The organism is Salinilacustrithrix flava, from assembly GCF_041228405.1.
Lineage (GTDB): Bacteria > Actinomycetota > Acidimicrobiia > Acidimicrobiales > Salinilacustritrichaceae > Salinilacustrithrix > Salinilacustrithrix flava.
On record NZ_CP133888.1, the window covers coordinates 1,088,020 to 1,110,766 of the forward strand.

The 22,747-nt window shown below is 73.5% G+C and carries 24 protein-coding genes; 15 read left to right on the top strand and 9 right to left on the bottom strand.

The genetic code is table 11. From position 1 onward, the window contains the following. Window positions 1–106: 106 nt before the first annotated feature. Window positions 107–1,081, bottom strand: a complete 975-nt coding sequence (gene pheA, locus RGQ06_RS05400; RefSeq protein ID WP_432427586.1) for a prephenate dehydratase — start codon at window positions 1,079–1,081, stop codon at window positions 107–109. A gap of 19 nt (window positions 1,082–1,100) precedes the next feature. Between pheA and larB the strand changes: the two genes are divergently transcribed. From larB to RGQ06_RS05415, 3 genes are read left to right on the top strand one after another with little or no spacing between them, the layout of a single operon-like run. Continuing rightward, the gene (larB, locus tag RGQ06_RS05405) at window positions 1,101–1,883 is read left to right on the top strand and encodes a nickel pincer cofactor biosynthesis protein LarB (RefSeq protein WP_432427585.1); all 783 of its coding nucleotides are present in this window, start codon (window positions 1,101–1,103) and stop codon (window positions 1,881–1,883) included. A 10-nt stretch (window positions 1,884–1,893) separates the two neighbouring features. Further along, on the top strand, window positions 1,894–3,117 hold the full coding sequence (gene larC / locus RGQ06_RS05410; protein ID WP_432427584.1) for a nickel pincer cofactor biosynthesis protein LarC: 1,224 nt from the start codon (window positions 1,894–1,896) through the stop codon (window positions 3,115–3,117). Window positions 3,118–3,131: 14 nt separating this feature from the next. Continuing rightward, the gene (locus RGQ06_RS05415; protein ID WP_432427583.1) at window positions 3,132–3,380 is read left to right on the top strand and encodes a DUF4031 domain-containing protein; all 249 of its coding nucleotides are present in this window, start codon (window positions 3,132–3,134) and stop codon (window positions 3,378–3,380) included. Between the two features lie 69 nt (window positions 3,381–3,449). Here RGQ06_RS05415 and RGQ06_RS05420 read toward each other — a convergent pair whose 3' ends face one another. The 3 genes from RGQ06_RS05420 to RGQ06_RS05430 all read right to left on the bottom strand — a co-directional run bounded on the left by RGQ06_RS05420 (window position 3,450) and on the right by RGQ06_RS05430 (window position 6,015). Further along, a complete protein-coding gene (locus RGQ06_RS05420) occupies window positions 3,450–4,088 on the bottom strand; it encodes an HD domain-containing protein (RefSeq protein WP_432427582.1) in 639 nt (212 codons plus the stop codon). A gap of 91 nt (window positions 4,089–4,179) precedes the next feature. Then, complete coding sequence (locus tag RGQ06_RS05425) at window positions 4,180–4,992, bottom strand: maleylpyruvate isomerase family mycothiol-dependent enzyme (protein WP_432427581.1); 813 nt, start codon at window positions 4,990–4,992, stop codon at window positions 4,180–4,182. A gap of 21 nt (window positions 4,993–5,013) precedes the next feature. Then, window positions 5,014–6,015 carry a fatty acid desaturase family protein gene (locus tag RGQ06_RS05430; protein ID WP_432427580.1) on the bottom strand — a complete coding sequence of 334 codons (1,002 nt, stop codon included), beginning with the start codon at window positions 6,013–6,015 and terminating at the stop codon, window positions 5,014–5,016. Window positions 6,016–6,041: 26 nt separating this feature from the next. On the opposite strand from RGQ06_RS05430, the gene RGQ06_RS05435 reads away from it, so the two are divergent. The 3 genes from RGQ06_RS05435 (at window position 6,042) to RGQ06_RS05445 (ending at window position 8,460) form a co-directional block, all read left to right on the top strand. Beyond that, window positions 6,042–6,830 carry a PaaX family transcriptional regulator C-terminal domain-containing protein gene (locus RGQ06_RS05435; protein ID WP_432427579.1) on the top strand — a complete coding sequence of 263 codons (789 nt, stop codon included), beginning with the start codon at window positions 6,042–6,044 and terminating at the stop codon, window positions 6,828–6,830. 44 nt (window positions 6,831–6,874) lie between these two features. Beyond that, window positions 6,875–7,624, top strand: a complete 750-nt coding sequence (locus RGQ06_RS05440) for a CAP domain-containing protein (protein WP_432427578.1) — start codon at window positions 6,875–6,877, stop codon at window positions 7,622–7,624. Window positions 7,625–7,746: 122 nt separating this feature from the next. Beyond that, complete coding sequence (locus tag RGQ06_RS05445; RefSeq protein WP_432427577.1) at window positions 7,747–8,460, top strand: MBL fold metallo-hydrolase; 714 nt, start codon at window positions 7,747–7,749, stop codon at window positions 8,458–8,460. Between the two features lie 49 nt (window positions 8,461–8,509). On the opposite strand, the gene RGQ06_RS05450 is transcribed toward RGQ06_RS05445, so the two are convergent. Together RGQ06_RS05450 and RGQ06_RS05455 are read right to left on the bottom strand one after the other, a co-directional pair. Next, window positions 8,510–9,292 carry an alpha/beta fold hydrolase gene (locus tag RGQ06_RS05450; protein ID WP_432427576.1) on the bottom strand — a complete coding sequence of 261 codons (783 nt, stop codon included), beginning with the start codon at window positions 9,290–9,292 and terminating at the stop codon, window positions 8,510–8,512. 58 nt (window positions 9,293–9,350) lie between these two features. Then, the gene (locus RGQ06_RS05455) at window positions 9,351–9,950 is read right to left on the bottom strand and encodes a TVP38/TMEM64 family protein (protein WP_432427575.1); all 600 of its coding nucleotides are present in this window, start codon (window positions 9,948–9,950) and stop codon (window positions 9,351–9,353) included. A gap of 61 nt (window positions 9,951–10,011) precedes the next feature. Between RGQ06_RS05455 and RGQ06_RS05460 the strand changes: the two genes are divergently transcribed. Then, on the top strand, window positions 10,012–11,016 hold the full coding sequence (locus tag RGQ06_RS05460) for an isopenicillin N synthase family dioxygenase (protein WP_432427574.1): 1,005 nt from the start codon (window positions 10,012–10,014) through the stop codon (window positions 11,014–11,016). An 85-nt stretch (window positions 11,017–11,101) separates the two neighbouring features. Here RGQ06_RS05460 and RGQ06_RS05465 read toward each other — a convergent pair whose 3' ends face one another. After that, the gene (locus RGQ06_RS05465) at window positions 11,102–11,377 is read right to left on the bottom strand and encodes an HU family DNA-binding protein (protein WP_432427573.1); all 276 of its coding nucleotides are present in this window, start codon (window positions 11,375–11,377) and stop codon (window positions 11,102–11,104) included. 142 nt (window positions 11,378–11,519) lie between these two features. Here RGQ06_RS05465 and RGQ06_RS05470 point away from each other — a divergent pair, with 142 nt between their 5' ends. From RGQ06_RS05470 to RGQ06_RS05485, 4 genes are read left to right on the top strand one after another with little or no spacing between them, the layout of a single operon-like run. Further along, window positions 11,520–11,900 (top strand): FKBP-type peptidyl-prolyl cis-trans isomerase, encoded by a 381-nt coding sequence (locus RGQ06_RS05470; RefSeq protein ID WP_432427572.1) that lies wholly within the window; start codon window positions 11,520–11,522, stop codon window positions 11,898–11,900. A 3-nt stretch (window positions 11,901–11,903) separates the two neighbouring features. Further along, window positions 11,904–12,365 carry a PPOX class F420-dependent oxidoreductase gene (locus RGQ06_RS05475; protein WP_432427571.1) on the top strand — a complete coding sequence of 154 codons (462 nt, stop codon included), beginning with the start codon at window positions 11,904–11,906 and terminating at the stop codon, window positions 12,363–12,365. Window positions 12,366–12,420: 55 nt separating this feature from the next. Beyond that, window positions 12,421–13,068 carry a TetR family transcriptional regulator gene (locus RGQ06_RS05480; RefSeq protein WP_432427570.1) on the top strand — a complete coding sequence of 216 codons (648 nt, stop codon included), beginning with the start codon at window positions 12,421–12,423 and terminating at the stop codon, window positions 13,066–13,068. Next, window positions 13,065–13,511, top strand: coding sequence for an SRPBCC family protein (locus RGQ06_RS05485; protein ID WP_432427569.1), 447 nt, complete (start codon window positions 13,065–13,067; stop codon window positions 13,509–13,511). The genes RGQ06_RS05480 and RGQ06_RS05485 overlap by 4 nt, the downstream gene beginning before the upstream one ends. Before the next feature lie 3 nt (window positions 13,512–13,514). Here RGQ06_RS05485 and RGQ06_RS05490 read toward each other — a convergent pair whose 3' ends face one another. Then, the gene (locus RGQ06_RS05490; protein WP_432427568.1) at window positions 13,515–14,633 is read right to left on the bottom strand and encodes a methyltransferase; all 1,119 of its coding nucleotides are present in this window, start codon (window positions 14,631–14,633) and stop codon (window positions 13,515–13,517) included. A gap of 49 nt (window positions 14,634–14,682) precedes the next feature. On the opposite strand from RGQ06_RS05490, the gene RGQ06_RS05495 reads away from it, so the two are divergent. From RGQ06_RS05495 to RGQ06_RS05510, 4 genes are all read left to right on the top strand, one after another. Then, window positions 14,683–17,460, top strand: a complete 2,778-nt coding sequence (locus RGQ06_RS05495) for a DEAD/DEAH box helicase (RefSeq protein WP_432427567.1) — start codon at window positions 14,683–14,685, stop codon at window positions 17,458–17,460. After that, on the top strand, window positions 17,460–18,650 hold the full coding sequence (locus tag RGQ06_RS05500) for an SWIM zinc finger family protein (protein ID WP_432427566.1): 1,191 nt from the start codon (window positions 17,460–17,462) through the stop codon (window positions 18,648–18,650). The genes RGQ06_RS05495 and RGQ06_RS05500 overlap by 1 nt, the downstream gene beginning before the upstream one ends. Window positions 18,651–18,753: 103 nt before the next feature. Further along, complete coding sequence (locus RGQ06_RS05505) at window positions 18,754–19,974, top strand: caspase family protein (RefSeq protein ID WP_432427565.1); 1,221 nt, start codon at window positions 18,754–18,756, stop codon at window positions 19,972–19,974. Window positions 19,975–19,992: 18 nt separating this feature from the next. Continuing rightward, window positions 19,993–21,159, top strand: a complete 1,167-nt coding sequence (locus RGQ06_RS05510; RefSeq protein WP_432427564.1) for an aminotransferase class V-fold PLP-dependent enzyme — start codon at window positions 19,993–19,995, stop codon at window positions 21,157–21,159. A 42-nt stretch (window positions 21,160–21,201) separates the two neighbouring features. Here the strand turns inward: RGQ06_RS05510 and RGQ06_RS05515 are convergent, their stop codons facing one another. Beyond that, entirely contained in the window at window positions 21,202–22,731 is a 1,530-nt protein-coding gene (locus RGQ06_RS05515; protein WP_432427563.1) for an acyl-CoA synthetase, read from the bottom strand. Window positions 22,732–22,747: the final 16 nt, after the last annotated feature.

Here is a 22,747-nt window from a genome sequence, read left to right on the forward strand (position 1 = left end):
AAGAAGGATCGTGCCCAGATCCGAGAACCCGGCGACAGAGCCTCGGGTCACCCGTAGCCCGTGTCCCGTGCGCCACCCCGGTGGTGCACGAGCACCAGTGGCGACGTCAGGTGGAGGGTGGGATCTCGGCGCGCAGGGCCTGGACCCAGTCGTTGGCCTCCCGCCAGGCGACCTCGGCCTCGCGGCGCACGCGGGGTGCCGTCTCGCCGGCGGCGGTGTAGCTGCCCAGGAAGAGCACGTCTTCGTTCTTGGACTTGAGGTCGCGGAGCGCGTCGGCCACCAGCTCGTCGCCGACGTGGCCCTCGAGGTCGATGATGAAGCAGTAGTCGCCGAGGCCCCGCTTGGTCGGGCGGCTCTCGAGGCGGGTCAGGTTGATGGCCCGGGCCGCGAACTCCTGGAGGATCGACAGGAGCGAGCCGGGACGGTCGGCGCGCTGGAACACCACGATCGTGGTCTTGTCGTGGCCGGTGGGGGCGGGGACGCCGCCCCGGGTGACCGCGACGAAGCGCGTCTCGTTGCCCCGGTGGTCCTCGATGTCCTCGGCCAGCACCTCGAGCCCGTTGACCTTGCCGGCGAGCGACGTGCCGATGGCCGCCGAGCGCCCGTCGGCCTCCCCGGCCACGATCTGCGCGGCCAGCGCCGTGGAGTTGGTCGGCACGTGCTCGACGCGGGGGAGCTGCTCGCGCAGGAAGCCGCGGCACTGGGCCGTGGCCACGGGGATCGACACGATGCGCTCGATGTCGCCGAGACCCACGCCGGCCGGGGCGAGCAGGCACATGACGATGGGGATGACCACCTCGCGCTGCATCCGCAGCTCGTGGTCGAAGATGAGGGCGTCGAGGGTGATGTTGACCGAACCCTCGATGGCGTTCTCGATCGGGACGAACCCGATCTCGACGTCGCCGGACGTCACCGCGTGGAGGACGTCGGTGATGGTCCCGCAGGGCACCAGCTCCATCGCGGCGTAGTCGGGCTGGGTGAGCATCGCCTGCTCGCTGAAGGTGCCCTCGGGTCCGAGGAACGCGATGCGACCCCGGCCATCGGCGGCGGGACGGGTCGCAGACGTGTCGGATCCGGTCACGACGGGCCAGGATAGGGCGGTGGACGCCCACACCCTGCGGGAGCTTCTCGACGACGTCGCTGCCGGTCGCGTCGATCCGGATGCCGCGGTCACCCGCCTGCGCCGCCTCCCCTTCGCCGACCTCGGGCACGCCCGGGTCGACCACCACCGGGCGCTGCGCCAGGGCCTGGCCGAGGCCGTCTACGGGCCGGGCAAGACACCCGAGCAGTGCGCCGCGATCGTGACCGAGCTGCTGTCCGTGGGTGCGGACTCCACCGGCGCCGCCCGTCCCGTCCTGCTCACCCGGGTCGACGAGGCCCAGGCGAGCGCGGCCCTGGCCGCCAACCCCGACGGCGATCGGGTCGGCGACACCGTCATCTGGCGGGCCGCCGAACCCGACGCCCGCTTCCGGGTCGTCGTCGCCGCCGCCGGCACCGCCGACCTGTCCGTCGCCGACGAGTGCGCGGCCGTGCTCGCCGCCCACGGCGTGGCCGCCCAGCGCCTCAACGACGTGGGGGTGGCCGGCGTGCACCGCCTGCTGGGCTCGGTCGACGACGTGGCCGAGGCCGACGTCGTGGTCGTGGTCGCCGGCATGGAGGGCGCGCTGGCCTCCTTGGTCGGCGGCATCACCGGCGCACCGGTCGTCGCCGTGCCCACCTCGGTCGGCTACGGATCGTCGTTCGAGGGCGTCACCGCGCTGCTCGCCATGCTGTCCTCCTGCGCCGCCGGCGTCACCGTGGTCGGCATCGACAACGGCTACGGCGCAGCGTGCGCCGCGCTTCGGCTCCTCGGCACCATGGACCGCCGGTCGGTCAAGGCGTGAAGGGTCCGGCATGAGCGAGCGCATCGCCTGGTTCCACGCGTTCTCCGGCATCGCCGGCGACATGGCGCTCGGGGCCTGCATCGACGCCGGCGCCGACCTCGGCGAGGTCCGCTCGATGCTCGCCGGCCTCGACGTCCCGGGGTGGACCCTGCGCACCGAGCGGGTCCTGCGGGGCGGGCTGCAGGCCACCCACGCCGTCGTCGAGGTGTCCGACGACGCCCACGCCCGGTCCGCCGGCGACATCATCGCCCTGGTCGAGCGCTCCCGGCTGCCCGAGCGCGTGCGGTCCCGGGCCGTGGCCACCTTCCGGGCGCTGGCCGAGGCCGAGGCCGGCCTCCACGGCGAGCACCCCGACCACGTCCACCTCCACGAGGTCGGCGGTCACGACGCCATCGTCGACGTCGTCGGCACCTGCGCCGCCCTCGAGCTGCTCGGCGTCGACCTCGTGCTGGCAGGCCCCGTCGCCACCGGGGTCGGCACGACCCGGTCGGCCCACGGCACGATCCCGGTGCCCGCGCCGGCCGTCGTGGCCCTGCTCGCCGGCGCCCCGGTCACCCACGTCGACGTGGGGGTGGAGCTGACCACCCCGACGGGTGCGGCGCTGCTGCGGGCCCTGGTCGGTGGTTGGGGCCCGATGCCGGCGATGACCATCGTCGGTTCGGGCTACGGGGCCGGGACGCGAGAGCTGGCGGAGCGGGTCAACGCCGTGCAGCTGGTGCTCGGTGACGCCACCGTGGCCGACCCGACCGGCACCGGCGACGGCCAGCCCATGGTCGAGCTCGCCGTCAACGTCGACGACGCCACCGGCGAGCAGCTCGCCCACGCCATCGCCCAGCTCATGGAGGCCGGCGCGGCCGACGCCTGGCTCACGCCGATCATCATGAAGAAGGGCCGCCCCGGCCACGTGGTCAACGTGCTCGCAGACCAGGCCCTGGCGCCGGCGCTCAGCGCGGTGCTCACCACCGAGACCGGCTCGCTCGGCGTCCGGTCCCGCCCGGTCGACCGCTGGCCCACCGCCCGCCACTTCGACTCCGTCGACGTCGACGGCCACCCGGTCCGCATCAAGGTCACGCCAGCTCGCACCAAGGTGGAGCACGACGACGCCGCCGAGGTCGCCAAGCGCACCGGCCGGCCGCTGCGGGAGGTCGTGTCGCTGGCCGAGGAGGCCGCCCGCCGGCGCCAGCGCGTGCCGCACCCGGCCGACCCGGACTTCTCCCCCGACGAGCCCGCCTGAGTGCTCCTCCTCCCGTGATCCTGGTCGACCAGGCGATCTGGCCGTGGCGGGGCATGCGCTGGGCCCACCTGGTGTCGGACGAGTCCTACGACGAGCTGCACGAGTTCGCCGACCGCCTCGGCATCCCCCGCCGGGCGTTCCAGGGCGACCACTACGACGTGCCCGCCCACATCCGCGACGAGGCGATCGCGCTCGGGGCCGAGGCGGTCGACGCCCGGGTCCTGGTCCGTCGACTGCGGGCTGCCGGACTCCGCAAGCGCTGACCGCCGCGCACGACACCACAACTGCCAGAACGCCTTCGTGGAACTGGCAGTTGTGGTGTCGCGGCGGGATCAGCCGAGGGACGCGAGCTCGGAGGAGATGTTGATGCGGGCCCGGGCCTCCCAGCGCTCCCGACCGACGATGGTGCGGAAGATGCGGGGCCGGTCGAGGAAGGAGCGCAGCACGGCTCGTCGTCCGGCGCGCCAGGCGTCGTCGTCGACGTGCGCGTACTCCTGGCGCACCGCCGTCGCGTAGGCCACGTAGCCGTCCTCGTCGCTGGCCAGCACGGCGAGGTCGGCGTCGCAGAGCAGGGCCCCGTTGCGGTCGCCCGGCAGGGGATCGTGGTCGGCGGTGAGGCAGACCAGCCGGCAGACCTCGCCGACGGCGGTGAGGGACGCTCCCATCGATTCGAGCGTCCGGCGGGCCAGCACCGCGGACGAGCCCTCGTTGGCGCCGGCCGGCGCGGTCGGGTCGTAGACGGCGTCGTGGTACCAGGCGGCGAGCACGGTGGTGGCCCAGTCGTCACCGTTGCCGTGGATGGCGAGCACGGCGTCGACGACCCCGGAGGTGTGGGCCAGGACGTGGTGGTGGCGGCCCGGGGCACGGTGGCGCTCGACCAGGTCGGCGTAGGCCGCGACCCGGTCGCCGGCCACGGCGCCGACGGCGTCGAGGGCGGCGTCCCATCGCTCGTCGGGGGTCTCCAGCGTCACGGCGGGAGTCTGCCAGCGCAGCGAGTTCTGGCAGCGACTGCGGAACGCGTTCCGTGGTCGCTGCCAGAACGCATCCGGGGTGCGGTCCGGCTCAGATGGTGTAGGCGGCGTTGGCCAGGACCCGCGTGCCGAGGTCCTGGTCGCCCTCGATGGTGACGTCGGGGTGGGACGCATCGCCCGGGCGGCGGCCGGCGGCGTAGCGGAACCACAGCAGGGTCGGGATCGTGATGGTGGTGGTCGGGTCCTCCAGGTCGTCGACGACGGTGGCCCGCCCGTCCACCCGGACGTCGATGGTCCGCTCGGTGTCACCGGTGAGCCGGAGCCGCACCGACTGACCCTCGGCGGCGCCCGCCTTCTTGCCGATGACGAACCCGACCGCGCCGGTGTGCTCGTCGAGGCTGACGTCGACGGCGTGCCCGCTGGCGTGGCCGGGCAGGTCGAGCGCCTCGCGCGCGTCCTGCTCGTGGATCCAGCAGTCGAACACCCGGATCTGCATGAAGCGTCCGTAGGTGTCCTGGCCGGCGGGCGTGAACGACTCGGCGTCGAAGTCGGCCTGGGTCATGGCCTCGAGCGCCGCAACGCGCTCGGCGACCACGGCCTCCAGCTCGGCCAGCACCTCGGCGCCGGAGCGGTCCCGCCGGTGGGCGATGGCGACCTCGTTGAACTCGCCGATCTCGTTGTGCAGGTGCGGCGCGTCGCCGACGTCGATGGCTTCGTCGGGACGGCCGAGCAGCATCAGCTCGGTGCCGATCACGTGGCTGTAGAGGTCCTTCACCGTCCAGCCGGGGCACTCGCTGGCGGTGTCCCACTGGTCGTCGCCGAGCTGTCGGCCGAGCTCGATCAGGGCGTCGAACTGCTCGACGAGGGCGGCGACGAGGGTGTCTCGATCGGATGCGGCAGGCATGGGTCGGACCCTATGGCCTCGCTACTGGTCGGGGCGGCTGGACAGGTCCCGCCAGAGGGCGCGGTAGGTGGGGTACACGTAGCCGTCGGTGACCCAGCCGGCGGCGACCAGCTCCTCGTGCAGCTTCGGCAGGTTGCGGAACGGGACGCCCATGTCGACGTGGTGGGCCAGGTGCCAGCCGGTGTTGAACGGGGCGATCCAGAAGCGAGCCAGCAGGTTCTGGCGCACGTGGTGCGTGGTCTGGCGACGGTCGGGCGATGCCTGCAACCCGCCGTGCTCGGCGATGGAGCGCAGGCGGTTGACGACCCGCCAGATGGTGAGCCACGACCCGAGCCACAGCACCGGGTAGGTGAGCGCGCCGACGGCGCCGACGGCCAGCACGCCCCACGTGGTGAGCACGGCGGCGAGCACGACCTGGGCGACCACGATCTTGCGGGCGATGCCGAAGCCCTGCTCCTTGCGCACCGCCTGGAGGAGGACCTTCAGGCTCTTCCAGCCCGACGTGCCCCGCAGGTCCCGCCACAGCTTGCGCTTCAGCGACGCCCGGGTGATCGGGTAGCCCTGGTACAGGTTGAGGTCGGGCTCCTCGGGGCCGAACTCCTCCCGGTGGTGGGCGAAGTGGCTGCGGCGGTACAGCTCCATCGGCACGAAGGCGGGGTAGGCGGCGAGCCAGCGGCCGACCGCGTCGTTCATCCGCTTGTTCGTGAAGAGCAGCTTGTGGGCGGCCTCGTGCATGAGGATCGCCATGCGGGCGTGCACCGCGCCCATGAGCACGAAGGACGCGACCCAGGCCACTGGGTGGTCGAGGTGCAGGGCCACCGCGATCGTGACGGCGGCGTGGCCCCAGGTGAGCAGCACCGAGCCGACGTTGCGCACGTCGTCGATCTGGCGGAGGCCGTCGCGGATCTCCCGGATCGGCTTCCCGGTCGGCCCCAGGCGGTCCGTGGGCAGGACGTCCGGCAGCACCTCGGGCGGGGGGACCATGCTGGTCCGGATGCCTGCATCGCGATCGGTCACGGCCATTGCCCTATCTTACAGTTCCTCTGCGCGTGTCGAACAAGCGTGACATCGAGACCCGGCCGCTCACCGCTCGCTCGGTGATCGCGTCCACGCTCCTCGGCGTGGACCCGCCGCGGCTGCCGACGCTCGCCCTGGTCCGCTCCGGCGAGCTCTTCGGGCTCTCCGAGGGCGCCACCCGCACCGCGCTGTCCCGCATGGCCGCCGCCGGGGACCTCGAGGCCGATGGCACCGGCTACCGCCTGGCCGGCCCCCTGCTCGACCGCCACGCCCGCCAGCAGACCGCTCGCGACGCCGCACCCCGGCCCTGGGACGGCACCTGGGAGCTGGCCGTGGTCCCCGACGGTCGCCGGACCGCCGTCGAACGGGCCCGCCTGCGCGACGCCGCGCGCCGGCTGCGCCTGGCCGAGGTCCGCGAGGGGTGCTGGGCCCGTCCCGACAACCTCGACCCCGCCCGGTCCCCGACCGAGCGCGCCGTCGTCGACGCGCAGTGCCTGATCCTGCGGGGGGCCCGGCCCGGCGACGCCGATGCCCTCGTCGCCGCCTTCGACCCCGAGGGCTGGGCCGCGACCGCCCGCGTGCTGCTCGACGCGATGGCCCGGGCCCAGCCGGCGCTCGACGACCGGGACGCCGAGGTGCTGGCCACCACCTTCCACATCGACGCTGCGGTGGTGCGGCACCTCCTCGCCGACCCCGCCCTGCCCGTCGAGCTCGAGCCGCCCGACTGGCCGGCCCGGTCGCTGCGAGACGCCTTCGCCCGCTTCGACGAGGGGTTCAAGGCCACGTGGCGGGCCTGGTACCGCACCTTCGAGCCGGGCTGATGCGGACCCTCAGGTCCGAGCCGGTTCGTGCCGACAACGCAGACATGCACATCGGAGGGAGGTCGACCCGACGCCTCGTCGCGCTCGGCATCGCGCTCGCCCTCCTCCTCGGGGCGTGCGGTGGCTCCGACGCCGACGTCGCGTCCGACGGCGACCGCCCCACCGAGCAGCGGGACCGGGAGCGGGAGCGCGACCGCGACGGGGATCCCGACGACGAGGACTCAGACGACGAGGTCGCCGCCGCCACCACCAGCTCCACGACGTCCACCACGACGACGACGACCACCACCACGACGACGGTGCCGCCGACCACCGCCGCACCCACCACGCAGCCGCCCCCTCCCCCGACGACGGCGCCACCTCCCCCGCCGCCACCCACGACCGCGCCACCGCCACCGCCGTCGGGGCCCCGGAACGGCACCAGGAACACGGGCTGCGAGCAGTACATGTACAACCAGATCAACGCGGCGCGGGCCAACGCCGGCCGGGGCGGGCTGACCTTCGACACCGGCATCCAGTACATCGCCGTGGGTTGGTCCGACGAGATGTCCGGCAGCCAGACCCTGCGCCACAACCCCAACTACGGGGACCAGATCGTGCGGCACCGCGACTACCGCACCGCCGGCGAGAACGTGGGCCGGGGCTACGAGCAGGGCTCGCTGTTCCAGGCGTTCATGAACTCCCCCGGCCACCGGGCCAACATCGAGTCCACCGCCTACAGCCACGTCACCGTCGGCTGCCTCACCGACGCCGGCGGCCAGCTCTGGGTGACCCAGAACTTCTGGGGCTCCTGAACCGTGCTGATGGCGGTCTGCTCCGCAGCGCCGCGTGCCGGCTGCTCGCTGGCGCTCCCGACGCCGGCCGGCACCCAGATCGCCGGGCCAGGACGGGGCGTCGGCGCCCGTAGGCTCCGGACATGACGGATCGCCTGTACTTCCGCCAGCTGCTCGCCGGGCGCGACTTCGCCCAGGGGGACATGATCGCCCGCCAGATGGTGAACTTCGTCTACCTGGTCGGCGACCGGGAGACCGGCGAGGCCGTCGCCATCGACCCGGCCTACGACGTGCAGGGCCTGGTCGACGTGCTCGCCGAGGACGGCATGCGCCTCACGGGTGCCCTCGCCACCCACTACCACCCTGACCACGTGGGCGGGGACATGATGGGCCACTCCATCCAGGGCGTCGCCGACCTGCTCGCCATCGCCCCGGTGCCGATCCACATCCAGGAGGAGGAGAAGCCCTGGGTGCAGCGGGTCACCGGCGCCAGCGACACCGACCTGGTCACCCACGTCTCGGGCGACACCGTGATGGTCGGCGAGATCCCCATCGAGCTCATCCACACGCCCGGCCACACCCCGGGCAGCCAGTGCTTCCTCGTCGACAACCGCCTGGTCGCCGGCGACACCCTGTTCCTCGAGGGCTGCGGGCGCACCGACCTGCCCGGCGGCGACGCCGGCCAGCTCTACGAGTCGCTCACCCAGAAGCTGGCGAAGGTGCCCGACGACGCCACCCTCTTCCCCGGCCACCTGTACTCCCCGGAGCCGTCGGCCCCGATGGAGGAGGTCCGCCGGTTCAACATGGTGTTCCAGCCCGCCGACAAGGACACGTTCCTGCGCATGTTCGGGCGCTGAGGCGCGACACCCGCACTGCCAGAACCGGAGGGGCGGGGCTCCGTGGCGGTCAGACCGTGAGGAACGGGCGCATGGCGCGAGCCGTGCCCTCGAGCTCGGTGCGGAACAGCACGTGGGTGGCGCCGGCGACGACCTCGCGCCGCAGCCGGGAGCCGAAGGCCTGCTCGAGGGCGCTCCGCAGCGCCGGGTTCACGGTCGTCTCCGCCGGGTCGGCCTCGACGAGCAGCACGTCGCGCTTCGGCAGCGCCGGCAGCGGGCGGCACATCTCGCTGTAGGCCGCGACGACCACCACCGGCGAGAAGCCCATGCGCCATCGGCCGTCGTCGGCCTGCACGAGGTTGCGGTCGATCTCGGGCGCGAGGTCGGGCTGGGCGCCCTCGTTCGGGAACCAGGTGGCGATCTCGGCCCGGGCCTCGTCCTCGGTGGCCCAGCCCGGGTCACGGGCGTAGCCGAGGGCGCCGGCCTCGGCGTCGGCCGGGTCGAGCAGCGTCGCCGGGTCCAGCAGCACCAGCCGCCCGACCCGCTCGGGCGCGAGGGCGAGGAGGTGGAGGGCGAGGTGGCCGCCGAAGGAGTGGCCGACCACGTCGACCTCGTCGACGTCGAAGGCGTCGAGGGTCGTCAGCAGGTCGGCGACGTGGTCCTCGGTGCGCCACGGCGGCACCGTCGGTGAGCGTCCGTGCCCCCGCAGGTCCGGGCAGACCCACCGGGGACGGTCGACCAGGCCGGCCAGCCGCTCGAAGCGGGCACCGAACCCGGTGATGCCGTGGATGGCCAGCAGCGGCCGACCGGACGGGGTGCCGTAGGTCTCGACGTGGAGGTCCTGGGAGCGCACGACTCCCGGTCTACCGCCGCAGCCGCGACACCACGACTGCCAGTTCGAGGGGAGCGGGTCAGAGGACGAGGTCGAGCAGGCCACCACCGGTGAGGGCGATGACGAGCGTCGGCGGCACGAGGCCGACGAAGGTGGCGCCGAGCACGGTTCGCATCGGCATGCGGGTGAGCCCGCACAGCCAGTCGACGGGCTGGAGCAGGAACGTGACGCTGCGCAGGGCGACCACGGCCCAGAACCCCCGCTCGCACAGGCGGGCCTCGAGGCGCCGGAGCCGGGGCGGGAGGCGGGCGAGGAAGGCGTCCCGACCCAGCCGCCGGGCCCCCACGATGCCGATGGTGCTGGCCAGGAAGCCGCCGATCAGGGACAGCACGACGCCGCCCGCGGTGCCGAACAGGGTGGTGGCCGGCACGACGAACAGCAGGCCGGGCACGTTCAGCGGGACGAGCCCCACCATCAGCCCGAGGAACAGCAGCGGGCCCCACACGCCGGCACGGTCGATGGTCGCCTGCAGCTCGTCCTGGTCGGTGAAGCGGTCGAGGACGCCGGAGGTCATGACCGCAGCCACCAGGCCGACGATGCCGATCACGACCGCGGCACGCAGGAGCCAGCGCCGGGCATGCGCGGACGCGACGGGTCCGGCGGGGGGCGACAGCTCCATGTTGCGGTGTTCGCCACCACGTCCAGGTGTTCCTGCCGGTAACAGAAGTACGGTCGGGCCGGTGACCGACGAGATCCTCGACGTGGACCTGCTGGCCTTCGAGCGGGGCGACGCCACCCAGCGCCGGGCGGTGGTCGACGGGGTGATGCGCAGCTTGGCGACCGGCTTCGTCTACACCGCCACCGACCTGTCCGAGACCATGCTCGACGACGCCTACGGGATGCTGCGGCAGTTCTTCGAGCTCGACCAGGCGCGCAAGGACGCCTGGATCGCGCCCGGCACCCACGGCCAGGCCGGCTACACCGGTCTGCTGGTCGAGACCGCCGCCACCTCCGAGGTGCCGGACTGGAAGGAGATGCTCAACTGGGGACCCACCGTCCCCGAGGGGCACCCGATGCGGCGCAAGTACCCGCACCGGTTCCACGACCCGGTGCTGCCCGAGGCCGACGTCCCGGGCATCACGGCGGTGCTCACCGAGTTCCACGAGCGCGTCTTCGACACCCAGCGCCGGTTCCTGCGCATCATCGCCCTCGGCCTCGGGGCCCACGAGGCGCTGTTCGAGGACCTGCTGAAGGACGGCCCCGTCCTCAACCGGGCCATCCGCTACCCACCGATGTCGTCGGCGCCCGAGGCCCCGCACGAGTGGGCCGGCGCCCACGCCGACATCAACCTCACCACGGTCCTGCCCCGGGCCACCGAGAAGGGCCTGCAGGTCCGGACCAAGGCGGCCACCGAGGACACCGCCGCCGTCTGGGTCGACGCCGCGCCCCCGGAGGGCCACGTGATCCTCAACACCGGGATCATGCTCGAGCGGATGTCGAACGGGATCATCCCGTCGGGCTGGCACCGGGTCGTGGCCGACGCCGACCCTGTCGCCGGGAACTGGGACGGCGAGCGCTACTCGGTGGTGCAGTTCTGCCACCCGACGCCCTGGACGATCCTGGCCCCGCTGCCCTCCACGGTCACGCCGGACACGCCCGCCCGCTTCGCCGGCATCGAGGCCGCCGACCTGCTCGACCAGGTCCTGTACGAGATCAACCTGGTCGAGGACGCCCGCCGCGTCTGAGCCGTCCGCTCACGTCCCCGGACGCGCCACCGGCGCCGGCAGGAGCCGGCGCCGGAGCGATCGTGCGTTCGCTTCGCAGGTGGCGTCAGGAGTTGACGGCGTCCTTGAAGCTCTTGCCGACCTTCACCTTGGGCACGTCGGCCGCGGCGATCTGCAGCGGCTCGCCGGTCTGGGGGTTCTTGCCCGTGCGCGCGGCGCGGTGCCCCTTTTCGAAGGTGAGGAAGCCGGGCAGGGAGACCTTGTTCCCCGACTTCACCTCGGCGACGATGGTGTCCTCGAAGGCCGAGACGACGGCGGAGACCTGCGACTTCGGCAGCTCCGTGTCGGCGGCCAGCTTCTCGATGAGCTCTGACTTGTTCATGGGTGTTGTCCTCCAAGGGTTGGGCCCGGTGTCCAGTCTCGGCGGTGATCAGCGGAAAAGCGCGGATCCCTGCTGGATAGTGGCCGGGCCAGTGACAGAAGTATGGGATCGCCGGGCCGGTCCGAGGTCCTAGCCTCGGGGGATGGCCGACTCCGAGAAGCCCCATGTCTACGTGCCTCCGGGCGAGATCCCACCCATCAAGCTGATCGTGGAGGACCTCGAGGAGGGCGACGGACCCACCGCCGCCAGCGGCGACACGGTCGACGTCCACTACGTCGGGGTGTCCTGGAAGACCCGCCAGCAGTTCGATGCGTCGTGGGATCGGGGCGAGCCGTTCTCGTTCCGACTCGGTGCCGGCATGGTCATCAGCGGCTGGGACGAGGGCGTGCAGGGCATGAAGGTCGGCGGCCGCCGCCGCCTCGTGCTGCCGCCGGACAAGGCCTACGGCAAGCAGGGCGCCGGCGGGGTCATCGGCCCCAACGAGACGCTCGTCTTCGTGGTCGACCTCCTCGGGGTGCGCTGAGCCGTGCCCACCGCCGCCCGCGACACCCCCGTCGGCCGGGACGAGCTGCTCGACTTCGTCCGGCCCCGGCACCACCTGGTCCTGGGCACCACCCGCCAGGACGGGCGGGTCCAGCTCAGCCCGGTCACCGGGGGCGTCGACGCCCAGGGCCGCGTCGTCGTGTCCAGCTACCCGGACCGGGCCAAGACCGCCAACCTCCGGCGCGATCCCCGAGCCACCGTGCTGTTCCTGTCCGACGACTTCGATGACGAGTGGGTGCAGGTCCACGGCACCGGCGAGGTCCTCGACCTGCCCGACGCGCTCGAGCCGCTGTGCGACTACTACCGCAGCATCAGCGGCGAGCACCCGGACTGGGACGAGTACCGCACGGCCATGCAGCGCCAGGGCAAGGTCCTGCTGCGCATCACCATCGAGGACTGGGGTCCGGTCAGCCGGGGCGGCTTCCCACCACGCCTGCTCGACTGAACCTGGCACGTCTGCCAACTGGCAGGCGTGCCAGTTGACCTCCTAGCGTCGCTGCATGGACGGCGGGCTCCGGGAGCAGAAGAAGGCGCGCACGCGCGAGCGCCTCGTGAAGATCGCGCTGTCGCTGTTCGAGGAGCGGGGCTTCGACGAGGTCACGGTCGAGGAGATCGCCGACGCGGCCATGGTGTCGCCCCGCACCTTCTACCGGTACTTCGGCACCAAGGAGGCCGTCCTCTACGACGGCCAGGACGACCAGCTGGCGCTGCTGCACGACGTCATCACCTCCCAGCCCCCGGAGGAGCCCCCGCTGGCCGCCATCCGGGCCGGCGTGCTCGTGCTGGCCCGCCAGGCGGCGGCGACCGCCGAGCTCAGCCTGCGGCGGGCCCGGATCACCGGGTCGACCTCCAGCCTCGGCGAGTACCAGCGCACCGCCCTGGCGCCCCGCTGGGAGGACGCCCTCACCCGAGCGGTTGCCGAGCGGCTCGGCGTCGACCCCGCCACCGACGTGCGCCCGCTCCTGCTCGCCGGCATCGGCCTCACCGTGATGGGCGCAGTCCACGAGACCTTCCGGCGCGATGGCACGGCCGACCTCGAGGGCGTGGTCCTCGCCCGCTTCGCCGACCTCACCGACCTCGTCGCCGAGCAGTCGATCGCCCCGCACGCCAGGCAGGCGGCGACCGAGCCCCGGGCCGGCGCCCGGTGAGCCAGCACCCTCCCTTCGAGCGGACCGACCTGCCCCGTGCCACCGCGGTGGTCGCCGCGCCGGTGGCCGACGTCTACGCCGTCGTGACCGACGTGACCAGCTGGCCGTCGTGGATGCCCGACGTGCTCGAGCCCGTCATCGCCAAGGGCGACGACCGCTACCTCTTCCGCCGCGAGCACAACGGTCGCACCGACCACAACGAGGGCCTGGTGATCGTCCGCGGGCCGACCCACACCTTCGGCGTGCAGATCGACGCCATCGACCGCGTCTGGTTCCGCACCCGTCCCAGCTCGACGGGCACCAAGGTCGACATCGTGCTCGAGCCAGTCGGGGCCGCGCCCTGGCGGCAGCGCCTGCGCGGACGCCGTCGGCGCCTCGAGCAGGAGCGCTGGGTCCAGGACGCGCTCAGCGGGCTCGCCGACCACGCGACCCCCGACGCCTGACGATCAGCGCCGGCGGCCTCGCAGCACCACGAAGCGGGGATCGGAGCCGACGACGGCGACGTCGTCGAACCAGCGACGCAGCGCGACGTGGTGGCCGAGGTGGCGGTTGGCCACCACGGTGAGGGTGCCCCCGGGGCGGAGCACCCGCTGGGCCCCGGCGAACATCCGGTAGGCCACGGACGTCGTGCGGGCGCCGCCGGCGTGGAACGGCGGGTTGCACAGCACGACGTCGGCCGACGCGTCCGCCACACCGTCGAGCACGTCGGTGACGTGGAAGGTCGCGTCCGAGGCCACGGCACCCACCGTCTGGCGAGCGGCGGCCACGGCGCGGAACGAGTCGTCGCAGCACACCAGCGCCACGTCGGGGTGGCGGTGGGCGACGGTGGCGGCGACGACGCCGGTGCCGCACCCGAGGTCCACGACGACCGCGCCCGGCTCCTGATCGGGGAGGTGGGCCAGGAGCAGCCGGGTACCGGGGTCCATGCCACTGGCGGAGAACACGCCGGGCAGGCCGGTGACCTCGAGGCCCTCCGGCGTCGCCCACCGCAGCGGGGCCGGACCGGGGCCGGGCTCGAGCGCCGGATCCACCGAGGCGAGCAGGAGGCGGGCCTTCTTGCGCGCCCGTGAGGTGGGCGTGGGGCCGATCGCCCCCTCGAAGGCGGCGATGGTGGACCGGTGCACCGCCTTGGTCATGCCGGCGCCGACGACGACGGACCCTGCGTGCAGGAGCGGGCGGAGGCGGTGGAGCTCGTCCTCGAGCACCGCGAGCGTGCGCGGCACCTTCACCACGACGACGTCGACCGGTCCGACGGGGTCCGAGGTGCTCGGCACGAAGGTGACGGTCGACGGGTCGATGCCGTTGCGCTCGAGGTTGGCCCGGGTCGCGGCCATGGTGACGACCGAGTCCGTCCAGGACGTCGGGTGGTGCGCGGCCAGCGCCGTGGCCAGCGCCCCGTGCGCGTCGTCGACCACGAGCCACCGGTCGCCGGCGGCCCCGACCTCGGCGAGGTGGGCGAGCGCGAGCTCGTCGGCGGCATCCCACGCCCGGAGCGGCTCGCCCGGGTCGTGGTGGGCTCGCTCGAGGGTGAACGTGCCCTGGGGCACCGTCAATATGTGATCCACGACCACGAGTGTGGCCGCGTTGTCTCTGTCCCTCAGTACCGTCGACCGGATGCGTCTCGCGCCGACGACCGAAGCCACCTTCGTGGCCGGCCTCCACGGCCGTGACGGCGCGCTCGCCCTGTGGGACCTCGACCCGGCCGACACCGACGACGCGATCGAGCGGAAGGGCGAGGTCACGGTGGTGCTCGCCGACGGGCCCCGCACCGTCCCGGCCGACCTGGTGGCCGTCGGCGACGCCGTCGCCACGCTTGCCGCCCTGCCGGCCGCAGCCGAGGTGCGCCCCTCCGTGCGGGCGTGGTCGGTTGCCACCCGCCTCGCCCTCGACGCCGTGAGCCGGGGCCGGCTCCTCCCCGCCGTCGCCGGCGACGGGGCGGACATGTGGCGCCTCGGCCCCCTCGACGTCGCCGACCGGACGCGGGTGGACCAGCTGGCCGACGCCCTCCCCCCGGCGGCGCACGCCACACCGGTCGAGGTCGACGGCGCACCGCCGCGCCTGACGTCGCCCAACGTGGCCACCGCCGGCTTCCTGGATGCGGTGGCGGACTCCTTCGTGCGCACCGCTGCGGCGGCCGCCACGGTGGGGTTCGATGCCTTCGCCGCCCCCCATGCCACCGACGTCACCGGAGCGGAGTCCTGGCTGCAGTCCACGGTGGCCGGCACCGCCAGCGACACCGCCCCCGGCCTGCGCATCGCCCTCCCCGACGGGCCCGACGAGCCGGTCCGCTGCGTGCTCCAGGTGCAGAGCCGGCTGGACCCGAGCCTGGTGCTCGACGCCGCCGAGCTCTGGCAGGCACCCGCCGCGGTCGTCGCCCGCTTCGGCACCGACGTGGAGACCGACCTGCTGCTCGCCCTGCGCGCTGCGGCGCGGGTGTGGCCACCGGTCGAGCGGCTCCTGCAGGAGGCCGCGCCCGAGGTGCTGGTGCTCGAGGATGCCGAGGCCGAGGAGCTGTTCGGCCCCGTCGCCGACGACCTGGCGGCGGCCGGTCTGCCCGTGCTGTGGCCGGCCGAGGTGCTGCGCCCCGTGGAGCTGCGACCCATCATCGGCACGCCGGCCCCGGAGGGGGGCGGCGGAGGCGCCGGGCTCGACCTGTCGGCGCTCGGCGAGATGCGCTGGCACGCCACGGTCGACGGCGGCGACCTCACCGAGGCCGAGCTGCTCCAGCTGGCCGAGGCCAAGCGACCCGTGGTCCGCCTGCGGGGGCAGTGGGTGCGCGCCGACCCCGAGCGGCTCCGCCGGCTGGCCGAGCGGACCCCCATCAGCACCGGCGACGTGCTGTCCGCCGCGCTGTCGGGCACGGTCACCGTGGGCGGGGAGACCGTCGAGGCCGAGGTCGATGCCCCGCTGCGGAACCTCGCCGACCGGCTGCGCAGCATCGACACCATCCGGGCGCACCCGGCGCCGCCCGACCTCGTGGCCACCCTGCGGCCCTACCAGGAGCGCGGCCTGGCCTGGCTGCAGGAGATGGCATCGCTGGGTCTCGGCGGCGTGCTCGCCGACGACATGGGCCTGGGCAAGACCATCCAGGTCCTCGCCCTCCACCTGCTGCGGCGCGGTTCGGGCCCCACGCTCATCGTCTGCCCGGCGTCCCTGCTCGGCAACTGGCAGCGGGAGGCCGCCCGCTTCTGCCCCGACGTGCCCGTGCGCCGCTACCACGGCGCCGACCGCAGCCTCGAGGGCCTCGCCGACGACGAGCTCGTGGTCGCCACCTACGGCATCGTGCGGCGCGACGCCGAGGTGCTCGCCGAGCAGCCGTGGGACCTGCTGGTCGCGGACGAGGCCCAGGCGGTGAAGAACCCCATGTCCCGCACGGCCCGCCAGATCCGCACCATCCCGGCCGCGGCCCGGTTCGCCCTCACCGGCACCCCGGTCGAGAACCGCCTGTCCGACCTGTGGGCGCTGCTGGACTTCACCACCCCGGGGCTGCTGGGCAAGCTCGATGCCTTCCAGCAGCACGTCGCCACCCCCATCGAGCGCGAGCGCGACGCGGAGGCCACCGCCCGCCTGGCCTCCCTCGTCCGGCCGTTCCTGCTGCGACGGCGCAAGACCGATCCCGAGATCGCCCCCGACCTGCCGCCCAAGACCGAGACCGACCGCTTCGTCGGGCTCACCACCGAGCAGGCCACGCTCTACAAGGCCGTGGTCACCGAGCTGCTCGACGACGTGGCCGAGGCCGAGGGCATCAACCGGCGGGGCCTGGTCCTCAAGCTGCTCACCGCGCTCAAGCAGATCTGCAACCACCCGGCCCAGTACCTCGGCCAGGACGCCCCCATCAGCGGGCGGTCCGGCAAGCTCGAGGCGGTCACCGACCTTGTCGAGACCATTGCGTCCGAGGGCGACTCCGTGCTGGTGTTCACCCAGTACGTCCGGATGGGCCACCTGCTCACCCGGCACCTCACCGCCCTCGACCTCGAGGTGCAGTTCCTCCACGGCGGCACACCCGTGAACGGCCGGGAGGCCATGGTCGACAGGTTCCAGGCCGGCGGGCCGATGGTGTTCGTCATCTCCCTGCAGGCCGGTGGCACCGGGCTCAACCTGACCCGGGCCACCCACGTCGTCCACTACGACCGCTGGTGGAACCCGGCGGTGGAGGACCAGGCCAGCGACCGGGCCTGGCGCATCGGCCAGGACCGCCCCGTGCAGGTCCACCGCATGATCTGCGAGGGCACGCTCGAGGAGCGCATCGCCACCCTGCTCGAGGCCAAGCGCGGCCTGGCCGAGTCCGTGGTCGGCGGCGGCGAGTCCTGGGTCTCGGAGCTGTCCGACGACGAGCTGGCCGACCTCGTCGAGCTCGGCGGCGGCGTCGACCTGGGGCGGTTCGATCGCTGATGGCACGGGACTTCGGCACGACGTGGTGGGGGCAGGCCTGGCTCGACGCGCTCGAGGGCATCGCCGGGGGCAGCGGCGGTCGGCTGGCGCGCGGTCGCCGCTGGGCCAAGGCCAACCGGGGCGCCGACCTCCACATCGAGCCCGGCGGGGTGAACGCCTGGGTCCAGGCCGACCGCGACGAGCCCCACGAGGTCCACGTCGGCATCCGGGCGTTCCGCGACGACGAGTGGGACACGGTGCTCGACGCCATCGCGTCCAAGGCCGCCCACGCCGCCGCCCTGCTCGACGGCGAGCTCGACCCTGCGGTGGTGCGCGACGCCGAGGCCGTCGAGGTCGACCTGCTGCCCCGACCGCGGGACCTGCACACGGTCTGCACGTGCGCCGACGACGTCGAGCCGTGCGAGCACGCCGCTGCGGCCTGCTACCTGCTCGCCGACGCCCTCGACGCCGACCCGTTCGTGCTGCTGCTGCTGCGGGGCCGGCGGCGGGACGAGGTGCTGGACCAGGTCCGCCGGCGCCGGGGCGGGCTGCCGGCGATCGACGAGGCCGAGGAAGCGGCGCCGCCGCCCGCCCCGGAGGGCATCGACGCCGCCGAGGCCTGGAGCCGGGACCTGCTCCCGCTCCCGCTCGTGCCCCTGGTCGCCCACGCCCCCAGCCGCCCCGCGGCGTGGCCCAGCGACCCGCCCGCCCACGCGCCCTTCGACGGGAGCGGCCTGCGGGCCCTGGTGGCCGACGCCGCCCGTCGGGCCTGGGAGCTGTGCGCCGGCACCGTCGACACCGGCCTGGAGCTGGACGAGCGCGCCGACCTCGCCCGCCGCGTCATCGGCGCGCCGCCCGCGCTGAAGCAGCGGTTGGCCGAGCACAGCGGCGTCGCGCCCGTCGACCTCGACGTCCTCGGCGCGGCCTGGCAGTTCGGCGGCGCCGCAGGCGTTCGGGCGCACGACGAGCCCCGCTGGAACCCCCCGCCGCTCGACATGGCACGCGCCCGCGACCTGCTGATCGAGGCCGGCATGCCGGCCCGCCGGGTCCACGTGTCCGGCAACCGGGTCACGGGCGAGGGGCGCCTGCAGCTGCGACGCAGCCGGGACGGCCGCTGGTACCTGTTCACGAAGGCGACGGGACGGTGGGCGATGGCCGCCCCGCCCGAGGACGACGTCGACGACCTGCTCGACCACGACCTGACGTCCTGAGCCCAGGGAGGAGGCCGGCCCCCGCTGGTCGAATCCCTCGACCGGGAACCAGCCGGCGCCAGTCGCCCGGCACCAGACGAGCGCCGGGGGTCAACGCTTGGTCATGACACGCATCCGCTCGGCGCAGCGCTGCCTCGCCGCCCTGGCGCTGCTCGCGCCGCTGCAGGTCCTGGCCCTCACGGCGAGCGACGGTGAGCCGGCCACCGCCCCGCCCCGCGCCGCGCCGGTCTCGGCCGAGGTGGCGTCGGCGGGCGGGGCGCCGCTGGTCCCCGCCGCCGGACCGGGGTGGATGACGGCTGCCGCGCCGATCGCAGCACCGACGGCCGCACGGCTGGTCACCGAGCCCGAACCGATCCCGTCCGGGCCCGATCCCGCCCCGGAGCCGGCGCCGGCCCGGACCGCGACGTTCGCCGAGCGGTTCCCGGCCCAGCACGCCGCCACCCAGGACCCCGCCGACCCGGCCACCACCCGGTGGGCGCTGCTCATCGGCATCAACGAGCACCGCGGCGTCGCCGACAACGTCGGGTCTCGCCAGGACGCCGAGGACCTGCGCGTCCAGCTCCTGGCCAGAGGCTGGCGGGACGACCACATCCTGGTGCTCACCGACCGGCAGGCCACGCGGGACGGCATCGTGGCCGGCATCGCCTGGCTGGCCGACAGGACCGACGAGCGGTCAGTGGCGGTCTTCCACTACTCCGGTCACTCCAAGAAGTGGTACGGCCGCGACGTCGACGGCGGCGGCGAGGTCACCGACGAGGGGCTGTGGCCGAGCGACAACCGCTTCATCGTCGACTCCGAGCTGGTCCGGCTGCTCGACCCGGTGCGACCCCACGCCCTGTGGCTGAGCTTCGCGACGTGCAACGCCGCCGGGCTCGCCGACCCGGGGATGGCCCGGCCCGGCCGCATCCTCACGTTCTCCTCGGGGGAGCCGCAGAAGTCCTACGAGCACCCGTCCTGGGGGAACTCCGTGTGGGGGTGGCTGGTGATCGACCAGGCGCTCGGCCGCGGCCTCGGCGACCTCGACCGCGACGGCCGGGTCACGGTCGAGGAGGCCTTCGCCTGGGCCCGCCCGCGCGCCGCGGAGACCACCCGCCGGCAGCGCTACGGCGCCCAGGAGGGCGTCATCGTGGACCTCGTCGACGGGGAGCTCGACCTCGTCGTTCCCGGCACCCCACCCCCGCCCCGCCCCGACGGCGAACGCCGTCGCGCGGCAGAGCCGGCGTCCGAGCCCGAGCCGGCGGCGGCCCCGGACCCCCAGCCTCGCCGGGCAGAGCCGACCGAGGAGGATCACGGCAACCGGATCTGCCTGCTCTGCGGGAGCTGACCGGGCCAGACTGCACCGGTGCCCATCGATCTCCCGCGCGTCCGCGCCGACACCCCGGGCGTCGAGCACGTCGCGCACCTGAACAACGCGGGCGCCTCCCTGCCGCCCCGGGTCGTGACCGAGACCGTGGTCGAGCACCTCCACCGCGAGTCGAGCATCGGGGGCTACGAGGCGGCGGCCGAAGCGGCCGAGCGGACCGAGGCGGTCTACGCGTCCATCGCCCGCCTGCTCGGCGCCTCCGTCCACGAGATCGCGGTGGTGGACAACGCCACCCGAGCGTGGGACATGGTCGTGTACGGCTTCCCGTTCCAACCCGGCGACCGGGTGCTCACCGCCCGGGCCGAGTACGCCAGCAACGCCATCGCGCTGCTGCAGCTGGCCCGGCGCCACGAGATCGAGATCGTCCTGATCGACGACGACGAGCACGGCCAGATCGACCTCGACCACCTCGAGGCCGAGCTCGAGCGCGGCGCCGCCCTCGTTTCGCTCACCCACGTGCCGACCAACGGCGGGCTGGTGAACCCGGCCGCCGAGGTGGGCGCGCGCTGCCGCGCCCACGGCGCGTTCTTCATGCTCGACGCCTGCCAGGCCGCCGGGCAGCTCCCCCTCGACGTCGCTGAGCTCGGCTGCGACGCCCTGTCGGCCACCGGTCGCAAGTACCTCCGGGGGCCGCGGGGCACCGGCCTGCTGTACGTGCGCGACGCGTGGATCGGGCGGATCGAACCCCCGATGCTCGACCTGCACTCCGCCGAGTGGACCGGCCCCGACACCTACGAGGTGCGCGGCGACGCCCGCCGCTTCGAGACCTGGGAGTGCAGCCACGCTGCCCGGCTCGGCCTGGGCGCCGCCGTCGACCACGCCCTCGAGGTCGGCGTGGCCGATGGCTGGGCGCGGCTGCGGGACCTCGGCGAGGAGCTCCGACGCCGGCTCGGCGCGCTCGATCGCGTCACGGTGCACGACAAGGGCCTGGTGCGCGGCGGCATCGTCACCTTCACCGTCGACGGGGTGCCGGCCGCCGACGTCGGCGCAGCCCTGTCCCGGGCCGGCGTGAACACCTCGACCACGACCCCGTCCCACTCGCGCCAGGACGGCCGGGATCTGCCGGCGACGGTCCGGGCGTCGGTGCACTACTACAACGTCGAGGACGACCTCGACCGCCTGCTGGACGTCGTCGCCGCCCTCTGAGCGAGCCGGAGCTGAGCTGCACCCGCGGAGGCCTGCCCAGCCTCAGCTCGCCTCGGTCCAGTACGGGTCTCGCAGCAGCCGCTTGTAGAGCTTCCCGGTGGGATGACGTGGGAGCTCGTCCATCAGGTCGATGCTTCGCGGGCACTTGATCGATGACAGGTGCTCGCGGCAGTACGCCAGAAGGCGGGCGGGCAGACCGTCCCGGTCTTCGCCGTCCGGAGCGGGCTGCACGACCGCCTTCACCTGCTCACCGAAGTCGGGGTCGGGGATCCCGAAGACCGCGGCGTCCACGACCTCGTCATGGAGCACCAGAAGATTCTCGACCTCCTGGGGATAGACGTTCACCCCGCCGGTGATGATCATGAACGACTTGCGGTCGGAGAGGTAGAGGTAGCCGTCCTCGTCGAGGCGACCGACGTCACCCAGCGTCGTCCACCCGCGGTCGTTCCGGCTGGCCGACGTCTTGTCCGGATCGTTGTGGTACTCGAAGGGGGCCCCACCTGCGAAGTACACGGTGCCGATCTCGCCCGGGGGGAGATCGTTGCCGGCCTCGTCCACGATGTGGATCTCACCGAGGATGGCTCGTCCCACGGTGCCAGGGTGCGCCAGCCACTGCTCGCTGTCGCAGTGGACGAACCCGTTGCCCTCGGTTCCGGCGTAGTACTCGTGGATGATGGGGCCCCACCACTCGATCATCTGGCGCTTGACCTCCACCGGGCAGGGTGCGGCGGCGTGGATGGCCGTCCGGAGCGAGGAGACGTCGTAGCGCTCGCGGACCTCCGCAGGGAGCTTCAACATGCGGATGAACATCGTCGGAACGACCTGCGTGTGGGTGACCTGATGCGCCTCCACCTGTCGGAGGAACTCCTCCGCGTCGAACCGCTCCATGATCACCGAGGTGCCCCCGGCCCGATGAATGGACATGTTCATCCGCAGCGGCGCGGCGTGGTAGAGCGGTGCGGGCGACAGGTACACGGTGTCTGCACCGACGCCGAAGAGGCCAGCGGTGGCGTTCCCCAGTGTCGCCAGCTCGTCGAGCGGACGTTCCTCGAACTCCGGCAGCACACCCTTGGGCCGTCCGGTGGTCCCGGACGAGTAGAGCATATCGACGCCGGCGATCCGGTTCGGGAGCGGCGACGGATCAGCGCTCTCCACGAGAGTCTCGTACTCGTCGAAACCGTCGACACGACCACCGATGACCAGCCGGGCGTCGACAGCGCTGACACCGTCCAGCGCCTGATCGACCACGTCGGCCAGCGCCTTGGTGGTCACCACGACCTGCGCACCGCAGTCCTCGATGATGTAGCGGACCTCCTCCGCCACGAGCCTGGTGCTGATCGCCGTGTAGATCGCCCCTGCGTAGTGGGCACCCCACACCACCTCGTAGAAGCGAGGGTGGTTCTCGATCATGAACGCCACGTGATCTCCGGGGCGCACACCGAGGTCGCGCAGCACGCGGGAGAACCGGTTCGCACCAGCGTCGAGCGCTGCGTACGTGACGACGGCTTCGGAGCCGCCCATGATGATCGCTGGCCGATCACCGCGGGCGTCGACGTGGTTGCCGGGGAACATGAGGCCTCCTGTAGGC